This window comes from Lysinibacillus sphaericus, from assembly GCF_001629735.1.
GTDB classification, from domain to species: Bacteria; Bacillota; Bacilli; order Bacillales_A; family Planococcaceae; genus Lysinibacillus; species Lysinibacillus pinottii.
This window is the reverse complement of sequence record NZ_CP015224.1, coordinates 1,589,366-1,602,205: the sequence shown is the minus strand read 5'-3', so window position 1 is coordinate 1,602,205 and position 12,840 is coordinate 1,589,366. Positions and strand designations below refer to the sequence as shown.

Annotated in this window: 10 protein-coding genes and 2 riboswitches; of the genes, 9 read left to right on the top strand and 1 reads right to left on the bottom strand. The window is 38.9% G+C overall.

Annotation, left to right across the window (positions count from 1 at the left end; translation table 11 throughout):
- Window positions 1-244 precede the first annotated feature (244 nt).
- The 6 genes from metE to A2J09_RS07755 all read left to right on the top strand — a co-directional run bounded on the left by metE (window position 245) and on the right by A2J09_RS07755 (window position 8,054).
- The gene (metE, locus tag A2J09_RS07780; protein ID WP_036161751.1) at window positions 245-2,542 is read left to right on the top strand and encodes a 5-methyltetrahydropteroyltriglutamate--homocysteine S-methyltransferase; all 2,298 of its coding nucleotides are present in this window, start codon (window positions 245-247) and stop codon (window positions 2,540-2,542) included.
- A gap of 120 nt (window positions 2,543-2,662) precedes the next feature.
- Window positions 2,663-2,856, top strand: a riboswitch (cobalamin riboswitch).
- Window positions 2,857-2,999: 143 nt separating this feature from the next.
- On the top strand, window positions 3,000-4,619 hold the full coding sequence (gene nikA, locus A2J09_RS07775) for a nickel ABC transporter substrate-binding protein (protein WP_036161748.1): 1,620 nt from the start codon (window positions 3,000-3,002) through the stop codon (window positions 4,617-4,619).
- 71 nt (window positions 4,620-4,690) lie between these two features.
- Window positions 4,691-5,644 carry a nickel ABC transporter permease gene (gene nikB, locus A2J09_RS07770; RefSeq protein ID WP_036161745.1) on the top strand — a complete coding sequence of 318 codons (954 nt, stop codon included), beginning with the start codon at window positions 4,691-4,693 and terminating at the stop codon, window positions 5,642-5,644.
- A 1-nt stretch (window position 5,645) separates the two neighbouring features.
- On the top strand, window positions 5,646-6,449 hold the full coding sequence (locus A2J09_RS07765; protein ID WP_230586010.1) for an ABC transporter permease subunit: 804 nt from the start codon (window positions 5,646-5,648) through the stop codon (window positions 6,447-6,449).
- A 10-nt stretch (window positions 6,450-6,459) separates the two neighbouring features.
- Entirely contained in the window at window positions 6,460-7,233 is a 774-nt protein-coding gene (locus A2J09_RS07760; protein WP_012294587.1) for an ABC transporter ATP-binding protein, read from the top strand.
- A gap of 2 nt (window positions 7,234-7,235) precedes the next feature.
- On the top strand, window positions 7,236-8,054 hold the full coding sequence (locus A2J09_RS07755; RefSeq protein WP_012294586.1) for an ABC transporter ATP-binding protein: 819 nt from the start codon (window positions 7,236-7,238) through the stop codon (window positions 8,052-8,054).
- Window positions 8,055-8,101: 47 nt separating this feature from the next.
- Here A2J09_RS07755 and A2J09_RS07750 read toward each other — a convergent pair whose 3' ends face one another.
- The gene (locus A2J09_RS07750; protein WP_031416007.1) at window positions 8,102-8,587 is read right to left on the bottom strand and encodes an NUDIX hydrolase; all 486 of its coding nucleotides are present in this window, start codon (window positions 8,585-8,587) and stop codon (window positions 8,102-8,104) included.
- Window positions 8,588-8,818: 231 nt separating this feature from the next.
- Window positions 8,819-9,014: riboswitch (cobalamin riboswitch) on the top strand.
- 188 nt (window positions 9,015-9,202) lie between these two features.
- Between A2J09_RS07750 and mmgD the strand changes: the two genes are divergently transcribed.
- The 3 genes from mmgD (at window position 9,203) to prpB (ending at window position 12,813) form a co-directional block, all read left to right on the top strand.
- Window positions 9,203-10,324 carry a citrate synthase gene (mmgD, locus tag A2J09_RS07745; protein WP_012294584.1) on the top strand — a complete coding sequence of 374 codons (1,122 nt, stop codon included), beginning with the start codon at window positions 9,203-9,205 and terminating at the stop codon, window positions 10,322-10,324.
- 98 nt (window positions 10,325-10,422) lie between these two features.
- Entirely contained in the window at window positions 10,423-11,856 is a 1,434-nt protein-coding gene (locus A2J09_RS07740; protein WP_012294583.1) for a bifunctional 2-methylcitrate dehydratase/aconitate hydratase, read from the top strand.
- Between the two features lie 42 nt (window positions 11,857-11,898).
- Window positions 11,899-12,813 carry a methylisocitrate lyase gene (gene prpB, locus A2J09_RS07735; protein ID WP_012294582.1) on the top strand — a complete coding sequence of 305 codons (915 nt, stop codon included), beginning with the start codon at window positions 11,899-11,901 and terminating at the stop codon, window positions 12,811-12,813.
- Window positions 12,814-12,840: the final 27 nt, after the last annotated feature.

The following is a 12,840-nucleotide window of genomic DNA, read 5'->3' as shown; positions in this document are numbered from 1 at the left end:
AGTGACCAATAGGCACTGTGCGAAAACAGATGATGTATACGGAAGTTCTTTTTTTTCGTATTGTTTTTGTATTAATAATTTTACTATGCAGCCATTTTCCAAAAAGGAGAATGGCTTTTTATCATGCTAATATTGCAAAGTGAAGCCCACTGGTTTTCATATAGGGCAACAAAACTAGCATGTGGATAACCAAATTTGTAGAGCAAGCTAGAAGTAAATTTTTTTGATGAAAGGGAGATGAAAGATGACTTATACTAGTACACTCATTGGCTACCCATATATCGGAGATGATCGCGAATGGAAGAAGGCATTAGAAGCATTTTGGCGTCAAGAACTAACGGAAGAGGATTTTCAGGCTACACTAAAAAGTATTCGTTTATCAAGAATTGAAAAGCAGCTACAACTCGGCATAGATGTGGTGACAGTAGGAGATTTCACATTGTACGATAGAATGTTGGATACTGCCTTAATGTTCGGCTTAGTACCGAAGCGCTTTAACTGGCAAGGTGGAAGGGTAGATTTACATACCTACTACAGTGTAGCGAGAGGAAATCATTCAGCAGTAGCTAGTGAAATGACCAAATGGTTTAATACCAACTATCACTACATTGTTCCTGAGTATGAAGGGCAACCGTTGCAGCTAACAGAAAATAAGGTATTAGCCGACTTTTTAGAGGCAAAGGAAGCGTTCGGTATTATGGCGAAGCCGACACTTATTGGCCCCTATACATTTTATAAGCTCACTAAGGGCTACAATAAATTAACGCAGGTCGAATACTTATTAGCCTTAATACCTCTCTATGCCCAGATTATTCAAGAATTAGTAGATGCAGGTGCCGAATGGATTCAAATAGAGGAGCCTTCTTTAGTGACGACACTTGACTCAGCAGAACTGAAGCTAGTTCAAGAAATCTATGCTCAATTGATGATGACAGTTCCAGCAGCAAAACTAATGCTACAAACATACTTTGAAGCATTATGCTCCTATGAAACATTAATTACACTGCCTGTACAAGGATTTGGCTTAGATTTTGTACATGGCTATAAAGGGAATATGGAGTCACTTCGACAATATGGTTTCCCTCCAGATAAAGTTTTAGCCATTGGGGTGGTCAATGGTCGTGATATATGGCGTTCAAACCTAGCGGAAGCGAATGCCATGATTCAAGCAATTGAAAAACTAAGTGATGCTAAGGAATTGTGGATTCAACCTTCAAGTAACCTGCAACATGTACCAATATCTACTTCATTTGAAAAGAAGTTGGACCCTGTTCTCAAACAAGCACTGGCGTTTGCCGATGAAAAAATCGAAGAGATTACTGAGCTAACTAAATATAGAAAGAGTCAAAACGGAACTCGACGTCATAATTTCTCAGAAAGTATGAAAGCCATTGAAGCACTAAAAAATCATCCGATTCGTCAAAATAAGATGATCCAGCAAGCCGTTCAATCCGTCTCCACAAAGGATTTTGAGCGACATAGTGATTTTAGTCAACGTCAAAAATTACAGCAGCAGGCGTTAGCCTTACCACTATTCCCTACAACAACAATCGGTAGCTTTCCTCAATCTGATGAGGTGAAGAGAAATCGGAATGCTTGGCGAAAGAAACAAATATCGAATACAGACTATGAAGCATTTATTGAACTGGAAACAAAGCGCTGGATTCACTTGCAGGAGGATATGGATATAGATGTACTGGTTCATGGAGAATTTGAACGGACAGACATGGTCGAGTATTTCGGTGAAAAACTGACGGGCTTTGCCTTTACTGAAAAAGCATGGGTGGTTTCGTATGGTTCTCGCTGTGTGAAGCCTCCGATTATTTATGGAGATGTTGAATGGACTTCATCCATTACCGTGAAAGAGTCAGCGTATGCCCAAAGCTTAACGAAGCGCTTTGTCAAAGGGATGCTGACAGGGCCAGTGACCATTTTAAATTGGTCCTTTGTACGTGATGATATTTCTCGGAAAGATGTGGCCTATCAAATTGCTTTAGCACTTTGTAAGGAAGTGAAAGCACTAGAAACGGCAGGTATCTCCATTATTCAAGTGGATGAGCCAGCACTAAGAGAAGGGCTACCTCTTCGTAAAGAAAATTGGGGGGCTTACCTAGACTGGGCAATCAATGCCTTCAAACTTGCTACCTCGAGTGTAAAAGATACAACACAAATTCATACACATATGTGTTACTGCGAATTTAACGATTTCATAGAACCCATTAGTGCGCTAGATGCTGATGTGATTTCTATTGAAACATCACGAAGCCATGGAGAGCTTATTTCTTCACTTCAAGTGCATCCTTATACAAAAGGGATTGGATTAGGTGTATACGATATTCATAGTCCACGTGTGCCGAGTGAGGGAGAAATGTTAGCCATCATGAGAGATAGTTTACAAGTTTTAGACAAACATCAATTTTGGATTAATCCGGACTGTGGCTTAAAAACAAGGAAAGAGCCAGAAACAATAGCGGCTTTAGCTAATATGGTGGCTGCTACCAAACTATTGCGTCAGGAGGTGAAAGAATCTATATCGAGATAACGAGAGATAAAAGGAGTTAAGCAAAGATCAGGTTATCTGCCTGGTCTTTTTGTATCTGTTTATTATATTCAGAAAATAAAATTGACGTGAACATTTGAGCATGTTATGTTTATTACTAATTTCAAATATTGCATTACAAGTTTGAATGAAATTATTTTTCGTTCGATTAAAAGGAAAATGGGTGTAAATCCCATGCTGTCCCGCAGCTGTAAATGAGGAGTTTTGTTTCGATGACCACTGAGTTTTTTCTTGGGAAGGTGAAGCAAAATGATGATTCATAAGCCAGAATGCCTGCTTGTAAGAAGATTCATTGATGATCTACGAAAGATAGGGAGATGGATGGTAGCTTACGTATTGTAGGTTTATCTGTCCTTATTCTTGTAGAATAAGGTTTTTTTATGCCTTCTTTCTATTCAATTTGTAGATATGAACAGGGAATAGAGATAGGAGATAAAAAATGAGATGGACGAAGTATTTACTGCCTTACATGCTTGTTTTGACCTTCAGTTTTCTTGCAGGTTGTACAAGCACGGAAAAAGACAAAGGAAACTCAGCATCAACTGAACAGACAGATGAAAAAATGATTACGATTGGTTGGCCATTAGATGTAGGCCCATTAAACCCCCATACATATTTACCAAATCAGATGACTGCTCAAGCAATGGTTTATGAATCTTTAGTGGCGTATAACGATGATGGGACAATTACGCCAAAGCTAGCAGAAAGCTGGGTCATCTCAGAGGATAAAACTGCTTATACGTTCCATTTACGCAAGGATGTTAACTATTCGGATGGGACTGCCTTTAATGCTGATAATGTGATTCGCAATTTTGATGCGGTATTAGCGAATCGTGACATGCATTCTTGGATGGGCATGGTCAACCATATAAAAGAGGTCGTCAAAGTAGATGAATCAACAATACGTTTGCAATTAGACGAACCGTATTACCCTGTGTTAAACGAATTAGCCTTTGTCAGACCATTCCGTTTTTTAGGGGATAATGGCTTCCCAGACGGCGATAAGACAAATGATTCCATTCAATCAGCTATTGGCACAGGGCCATGGGTTTTAACCGACTATAAAAAAGACGAATATGCTTTATTTAGCCGTAATGAACATTATTGGGGAGAAAAGCCTCTCGTAGATAAAATAAAGGTTAAAATCATCCCAAATTCGGAATCCATTTCGTTAGCCTTTGAAAATGAAGAATTAGATGTCATTTATGGGCGAGGGGTTATTAGTTTAGATAACTATACGTATTTAAGAGATAGTGGCAAATATAAAACAGCTACATCTGAGCCATTGTCTACGAAAGCATTACTGTTCAATACACAATCTGGACCGTTAGCTGAGCTAAAGGTTCGACAAGCGATGCAATATGCTATCAATAAGGAACAAATGGTAGAAAGCATTACACATGGTACAGAAAAAGTGGCTAACACGCTATTTTGGGAAGCAATTCCATATGCCAATATTGATTTAGCCCCCATTATATATAATCCTGAAAAAGCACAGAAATTGCTAGATGAAGCTGGATGGACGCTACAGAAGGGTGAAAAAATTCGTTCAAAAAATGGTCAACCCCTTACATTAGATTTAATCTATATTGCTACTGATGCCATTCAAAAACCTATGGCAGAGTTAATGCAGGGCGAGCTAGCGAAAATAGGCGTACAGTTAAATATTGAAGGCGCCGATGTGATGGTCGGTCTGCAAAAATTAATGGATGATCAGGTTGATATTAACTTCTGGCGAACTAATGGACCGCCGACTGATCCACATAGCTTTGCAAATGAATCAGCTACACCAAATGCTAGTGGTGTTTATGAAGCAAAATTAGGCTTACCAAATACTCAAGAAATCGATACTAACATACATCAATTATTAGTCGGGACCGATGAAGAAGAACGCGTGCAGCTATACACGGATATTTTAACAATGTTCCACAAACAAGCATTGTTCTATCCAATATCGTATGAAACGAATCAAGTTATTTATCAACCATATATGAAGGATTTTGCACCACGTGCTTCTGAGTATGACATTCCATATGCACAAATGGATAAAGAAAACTAAGTATGAAAGAGAGAGTGTGTCGAACCAGGACAACTCTCTTTTTATCATCGGATGAAATAGGAAGTGACGACATGTACGAATCGACTTGGATGTTTTGTGTAAAAAGAATTCTCACACTTCCATTTGTATTAGTAGGCGTATCTATTCTGACCTTTGTGTTTATTCGTTTCGTACCAGTAGAACCAGCAGAGGTCATTCTTCGACTTGCAAGAATAGCCCCAACACCAGAGGCTATACAAGCTTTACGAGAAGAATTAGGGACAGATAAGCCTTTTATCATGCAATATCTGCTATGGGTAAAAGGCGTTTTACAGCTAGACTTTGGGACATCTTTTGTTAGTAAATTACCCGTTGGTGATGAGCTATTTGCTAAGCTACCCGCTACCATCGAATTAGCTTTAGTAGCATTTATCCTTATTTTAACCTTTAGTATTCCGTTAGGGGTTGTGAGCGCATTATATAAGCATTCCTTTATCGATAAAATCATTCGATTATTTACAGTCCTAAGTGTTTCCATTCCAACATTTTGGTTAGGGTTTATCCTACTTTATCTATTCAGTTTAAAACTTGGGATTTTTCCGACGAATGGAAAAGGTTCAGGAGCACATTTAGTTTTACCAGCTTTCACATTAGCTTTACCTACAATCGGATTGTTCTCACAGTTTATCCGCTCTGCCATCATTGAAGAATACGAGCAGCCCTATGTAAAATATGCACAGCTTAGAGGCTTAAAAAAATCGGTCATTCTCATCCGACACGTGGGGAGGAATGCTGCCATACCGATATCAACTTTGTTAGGGATGACACTCGGAAATTTGCTAGGTGGGGCTGTCATTGTAGAGCAAGTATTTAGTTGGCCTGGACTCGGTAGATATTTAATAGAATCCATAACGAATCGTGATTACCCCGTTGTACAATGCTATGTGTTGGTGATCGCTGTCATCTATGTGCTCGCCAATCTAGGCACAGATGTATTGCATCGTTTATTGGATCCTCATCTGATGATGAAGAATAGGAGAGAGTAAAGTGAACTTAGAACGTATACATATGAGAAGATTTATGAGTCTCACTATACTAATCATCATTGGTTTACTAGGACTGTTTGCCCCAATCATGATGCCTCATGACCCTTTAGCAGTCGATATTTCTAAGAAATTTTTAGCACCTTCATGGGACTATCCATTAGGAACAGACCATTTAGGAAGATGTGTCTTCTCACGATTGCTTTTAGGGATTCGGTATTCTTTAGGTGCGGCGCTCGTCATACAAATAGTTGCTATTGTAGTAGCGATCCTGTTGGGCGCATGGGTCTCTTTAAAAAGAGGTATAATAGATGCGCTATTTATTCGGATATGCGATATTTTATTAGCTTTTCCAACACTTGTACTAGCATTTGGGCTTTTAGGTGTATTAGGGCCAAGCTTAAAAAATGTGTTAATCGCACTTATTTTGACACAGCTTATTTATTATTCAAGACTAATTCGAAGTTTATTTATCGGCATGAATGAAAAGGATTTTATTCTAGCGGCAAGAATAAGCGGTACTACAGGTGTGAAATTAATTATTCGTCACTATCTCCCTCATGTTTGGCCTCCTATTGTAACGATTGTTGCATTAGATATGGGAAAGGTTATTTTAGAGATTGCAGGCTTTTCCTTTATAGGGCTTGGCGTGCAGGCTCCCACTCCTGAGTGGGGAATGATGGTAAATGAAGGGAAGCAATATATCCGCCAACATCCCGAATTAATGCTATATCCTGGGCTTACTATCGTTCTAGTTGTCCTAGTATGTAATGTTTTGGCAAGTAGTTTAAAGACGCCTGACCAGTAAAGGGGAAGTTATGAAAAAAGTTTTAGAAGTGAAAGACTTATCGGTCAAAATTGGAGAACAAAATATTTTAAACGCCATTCATCTGACAGCCTATCAAGGCCGCGTTTTGGGGATTATTGGCGAAAGCGGTAGTGGGAAAACCATGCTTTGCCAAGCTATCATGCAAGCCTTACCGTCTAGAGCGCAGATTATCAAAGGGCACATATTCTACCATCAACAAGATTTATTGAAGATAAATGCTGCTCAAATGAGAGCTTATCGTGGAAGACATCTATCTATTATTATGCAAAATCCTTCGACTGCCTTTGACCGTGTGCAAACCATTGAAAGTCATTTTCGTGAATCATTAAAGGCTCATTTTGTTATAACTAAAAATGAAATTAGACAAATTGCTATGGAAAGCATGTCAAAAGTTAATTTACCTAATCCCGAGAAACTTTTACACTATTATCCATTCCAATTAAGTGGGGGAATGCTACAGCGTGTAATGATTGCTTTGTCACTCGCAATTCAAGCCTCGGTATACATAGCTGATGAGCCAACGACAGCTCTTGATACAGTCAACCAAAAACAGGTATTGACATTATTTGATCGGATTCGCCTGGAAACACAGGCAGCCATACTTCTTGTGACGCATGATTTAGGCGTTATTGCTGAACTAGCTGATGATGTAGCCGTGATGTATAAAGGGGAACTAATTGAACAAGCGAATGTCTATGATTTTTTTGATGCACCACAGCATCCTTATACAAAGAAACTATTACAATCCCGAATGATGTTTTAGAGGTGAAAAAATTGAAGCTACTAGAAGTGAGAAATATTGAGAAGAACTATGCACATAGACCGTTCATATTCAAGCGAAGACAGGATGCTCCTGTATTACAGAAAGTATCATTTTCACTTCAGGAGGGGGAATGCTTAGGCATTGTTGGACAAAGTGGCTCAGGAAAAAGCACATTGGGCCGAATTATATTAGGAATGGAAAGGCCAACAGCCGGTGAGGTTCTATTTCAAGGGGTTAATCTTTATGATGCCACTAGCCAACAGAAAAAAATGATACGGAGAGATTTACAAGCAGTCTTCCAAAATAGCTATCATTCATTAAATCCAAAGCACACTATTTTTCAAATTTTAGAGGAACCGTACCTAAATTTCGAGCATTATAGCTCAGCCGAGAGACACTATAAGGTAAAGGAATTACTTAATCATGTAGAGTTAGAAAAATCTATTGCCGAAAAGTATCCTTCCCAGCTTAGTGGGGGACAACAACAGCGTGTGAACATTGCAAGAGCGCTTGCCTTACATCCAAAATTAATTGTTTTAGATGAAGCCATTAGTAGTTTAGATATGATTTTGCGAAAACAAATCATTCAATTACTGCAGACACTACAAAAGGATTTGCAACTTGCATACATTTTCATTTCTCATGACTTACAGGCTACACGCTTTATTTCAGATCGCATCCTCGTCATGCAAAATGGTCAGCTAGTAGAGGAAATCATGAAAGGTGAACCATTTAAGCATTCCGCATCACTTGAGCTATACAACGCGATTTTGCCCAGTCACCCTCGCGAAAGAATTCACAAGAATACTAGTTTGGAATGATCTGAAATGTCTTTGCGAAGAAAGTCCTTATTAAAATTCTTACATTGTTATTTGGAAAGCTTCGTAAAGGAGCTTTCGAACCCCCATATTTTGCCCTCTAGGTTGTTTAAGAGAGCGACCGTCCTCTGTTCCATATTATTCGGAAGTTCTTCCTTACTGAAATAAGTGAGGCTTAAGCTCTCACCATCCTTCATTTCCAATACACCCCTTACATGTTTAGCTCTATAAAGGTGAATGACTGTATAGATTTCATCGCCATTCGGATAACAGTAGTAATAATCAGGTCCTGAAAAAACACCGATAAACTCAAACTCTTTAGCCACGAGACCAGTTTCCTCATAAAGTTCACGAGCAGCAACCTGCTCTAATGTTTCGTTTATTTCCATTGAACCGCCAGGTAATCCCCAATCCAACGTATCTGAACGATGTTGAAAGAGTATTTTCTTATCATCATTAACAACAAGAACTGTCGAACCAACGCTTATAATTGGTCTATTACCGATAAGCTTTCTTAATTCAGTTATATAGCCCATCCCGTCACTCCTCGTTTCATCGTAATGCAAAACAAATCGCTTTTTTAAAGCAGGCTTCATAAATATAGCTCCATTGGGATTGATTAACAATCTTTTTTTGAGCGAAATAATGCTTAAATATGCAGAATAGTTCGTCAAAAATGAAAAATAGCTTTTTATAATCAGTCTTTTCTGAATTTTACCTATATTGATTGTTTGGAAACCTCTATGTTAAGGTAAAAAGACAAATTGAATATGCTAAATTTTGGTGGTTCAAATGGGTTTGATTCCATTTGATTAAAAGGGAAGTTGGTGTGAGTCCAACACTGTCCCGCAACTGTATGTAGGAGTTCCATAACGAGACCACTGTTTTGTTCTTCAAGACGGGAAGGTGTTATAGGAATGTTGATGATAAGTCAGGAGACCTGCCACTAAATAAGCATCAATTGACCTACGAGGATAGGGAGGTGTTAGCTACTGTATGATGATTGTGAATGGATGTAAGTTCACTGTTTTTTGTTCTGTCATACTTTTGTAGATTAACAACTTCTAAAGGATAGAAGTTGTTTTTTTGTTGTTCTTTCGAGTTTGAATGGTAACGCTTACAAGAATGATTAAACAAAGGGGTTGTAATCTATGGAGTTAACGTATTCACCAGGTCTTGATGGAGTTATTGCTGCGGAAACAAAACTGTCTTTCTTAGACGTAGTAGGCAGTCAAATTGTTATACGTGGCTATGATTTGATTGAACTATCTCAGCGATACGCCTATTTAGATATTGTCCATTTATTATTGCACGGAAACCTACCAACTACTGAGCAACAAGCTGACGTACAGGATAAATTGAAAGAAAACTATCACGTTCCACAAGAGCTTTTTCAAATTTTCAACTTATTACCAAATGGGACACATGCGATGGACGGCCTTCGAACTGGAATTTCAGCGTTAGCAGGGTATGATCAGCACATCCATGATCGTTCGACTGAAATGAATGTAACACGAGCATATCGACTTTTAGGTGGAATGCCCAACATCGTTGCGAATAGCTACCGTGTATTAAATGGTCAAGATGTTGTAGAACCGGATAGTCAGCTTTCTTATAGTGCTAATTTTTATTACATGATTACTGGAAGAAAACCAACACCATTAGAAGAGGGAATTTTTGACCAATCACTTGTTTTATATAGTGAACATGAAATGCCGAATTCGACCTTTGCTGCTCGTGTTATTGCCTCCACACAATCCGATCTGTATGGTGCTCTAACTGGTGCTGTCGCATCATTGAAAGGAAATTTGCATGGTGGGGCGAACGAGGCAGTCATGTATATGCTGCTTGAAGCTAAGACTGTGGAGGGCTTTGAAGCGATGCTGAAAAACAAGCTCAAAAATAAAGATAAAATAATGGGCTTTGGCCATCGTGTCTATATGAAAAAAATGGACCCAAGAGCGCAGATCATGAAAGAAGCTTTGTATAAACTATGCTTGGAGCAAGGGGATGACTGCTTATATCACATGTGCGAAGCCGGTGAAAAAGTGATGGTGGAGGAAAAAGGCTTGTATCCAAATTTAGATTATTATGCTGCGCCCGTGTACTACATGCTGGGCTTACCAATTGAATTATATACGCCTATTTTCTTTGGCTCTCGAACGATCGGTTTATGTGCACATGTGATCGAACAACATGACAATAATCGATTATTTAGACCTCGTGTTCATTATATAGGCGAGCGTCATAACCTTGAAGAATTGTCGGTATAATCAAGTTTTAACAACTCGCCATAGAGCTGATGGACATTCTGACCAATGCCCATCAGCATACTAGTATATCAAATTCATACCTTGAAAGGAAGATATAGATGATTAAAACGAATGAAAAAACGATGACAGACCAGCTTCTTATTGATATTGCGGATTACGTATTAAACACAAAGATTACGAGCGAAGAAGCTTACGAAACGGCTCGATATGTTTTATTGGATACGTTAGGTTGTGGCATTTTAGCTTTACAATATCCTGAATGTACAAAACTTCTAGGTCCTGTAGTACCCGGTACAGTCGTTCCAAATGGTACTCGTATTCCAGGAACATCCTATGTCCTTGATCCAGTTAAAGGTGCCTTTAATATCGGTTGTATGATCCGTTGGTTGGATTATAACGATACATGGTTGGCGGCAGAATGGGGGCATCCTTCTGATAATCTTGGTGGTATTTTAGCTGTAGCTGATTATTTGAGTCGTGTACGTGTTGCAGAAGGGCAAGAGCCTCTCCAAATGAAAGATGTTTTAGAAATGATGATTCAAGCCCATGAAATACAAGGAATACTTGCACTCGAAAATAGCTTAAATCGTGTTGGCTTAGATCACGTTTTATTTGTCAAAATAGCGACAACAGCTGTTGTTACAAAGGCTTTAGGGGGCACTCATCAAGAGATTGTCAATGCTTTATCAAATGCTTGGATTGATAATTCAAGTTTAAGAACCTATCGACATGCTCCTAATACGGGATCAAGAAAATCATGGGCTGCTGGCGATGCTACAAGCAGGGCCGTACAACTAGCAATGATGGCTGTGAAAGGGGAAATGGGCTATGCAACTGCATTATCTGCACCAGGCTGGGGATTCCAAGATGTGCTCTTTCATAAGCAAGAATTAAAGCTTGCGAGACCACTTGCATCTTATGTTATGGAAAATGTCCTCTTTAAAGTTTCATATCCTGCAGAGTTTCATGCTCAAACGGCTGCAGAATGTGCCGTTCATTTGCATGCTGAAGTAAAAAATCGCCTAGCTGATATTGACCGCATAGAAATTACAACACATGAATCAGCCATGCGAATTATCGATAAAGAAGGGCCTCTTCACAATCCTGCAGATCGAGATCACTGCCTTCAATATATTACAGCGATTGGTCTTATTTATGGTGACATTACCGCAAATCACTATGAAGATGAGGTGGCGGCAGATCCACGAATCGATGACTTGCGTAATAAAATGGTTGTTGTGGAAAAAGGCCAATATACAATCGACTATTTAGACCCTGATAAACGATCCATTGCGAACGCTGTTCAAGTTTATTACAAAGATGGTACATCAACTGAGCTAATTGAGTGTGAATATCCTTTAGGACATCGTTTCCGCCGTGAGGAAGCATTCCCTCAGATTATTGATAAATTCCAGCAAAACCTTCGTACGCATTATGCTCAAAAACAACTCAATAAAATAAACGATGTTTGTGTAAATAAAGAGCTGCTTGAACAAATTGCTGTTCATGAATTTATTAATCTATTTATTTAATTTAGATGGATTCCGAACACAATAAAGAGGAGGTATTTAAAAATGGCATGGATTGTCCAAGAAGCAAAGACACAAAAACAATTAGCTGAACAATTTAAAGCTCTTATCGCTCGTTCAGCTATTTTGCAAATACCAGGGGTACATGATGCAATGGCTGGTTTGATGGCTAAAAAAGTTGGCTTTGAGGCATTATATCTTTCTGGTGCCGCTTATACAGCGAGTAGAGGTTTACCAGACTTAGGGATGATTTATTCAAATGAGATAGCCCAGCGTGCTAGTGATATTATTCGGGCTACAAATTTACCGATGCTAGTGGACATTGATACGGGCTTTGGTGGCGTATTAAATGTTGCCCGTACTGCTCGTGAAATGCTAGAGGCAGGGGTTGCTGCCGTACAGCTAGAGGACCAAAATCTTCCTAAAAAGTGTGGACATTTAAATGGCAAAACTCTTGTTCCAAAGGAGGAAATGATTCAAAAAATAAAAATGATTAAACAAATAGCCCCTACATTAATGATTGTTGCTCGCACGGATGCAAGGTCTGTTGAAGGCTTAGAGCAGGCTATACTAAGAGCCAAAGCATATGTTACTGCTGGGGCAGATGTTATTTTTCCAGAGGCATTACAAACTGAAAAAGAGTTTAAACAATTTGCCAATGAGTTAGATGCCCCCTTATTAGCCAATATGACTGAATTCGGTCAAACTCCTTATTATACGGCTAAGGAATTTGAAAAGATGGGCTACTCGATGGTCATTTATCCCGTTACATCTATGAGAGTTGCAGCAAAAGCATACGAGCGCGTATTTGAATTAATAAAAAATACTGGAACACAACAAGAAGCAATTGAGGATATGCAAACAAGAAGCGAATTGTATGAAACGATTTCCTATTATAAATTCGAGGATTTAGATAGTGAATTAGCAAAAACCATCTTACCGAAGGAGGAAATAAAGTAGGAGAGGTAAATGGCTTTTCTCCACTTT

Coding starts and splice junctions, on each gene's coding strand:
- metE (WP_036161751.1), top strand. CDS start 245: ATGACTTATACTAGTACACTCATTGGCTACCCATATATCGGAGATGAT.
- nikA (WP_036161748.1), top strand. CDS start 3,000: ATGAGATGGACGAAGTATTTACTGCCTTACATGCTTGTTTTGACCTTC.
- nikB (WP_036161745.1), top strand. CDS start 4,691: ATGTACGAATCGACTTGGATGTTTTGTGTAAAAAGAATTCTCACACTT.
- A2J09_RS07760 (WP_012294587.1), top strand. CDS start 6,460: ATGAAAAAAGTTTTAGAAGTGAAAGACTTATCGGTCAAAATTGGAGAA.
- A2J09_RS07750 (WP_031416007.1), bottom strand. CDS start 8,587: ATGGGCTATATAACTGAATTAAGAAAGCTTATCGGTAATAGACCAATT.
- mmgD (WP_012294584.1), top strand. CDS start 9,203: ATGGAGTTAACGTATTCACCAGGTCTTGATGGAGTTATTGCTGCGGAA.
- A2J09_RS07740 (WP_012294583.1), top strand. CDS start 10,423: ATGATTAAAACGAATGAAAAAACGATGACAGACCAGCTTCTTATTGAT.
- prpB (WP_012294582.1), top strand. CDS start 11,899: ATGGCATGGATTGTCCAAGAAGCAAAGACACAAAAACAATTAGCTGAA.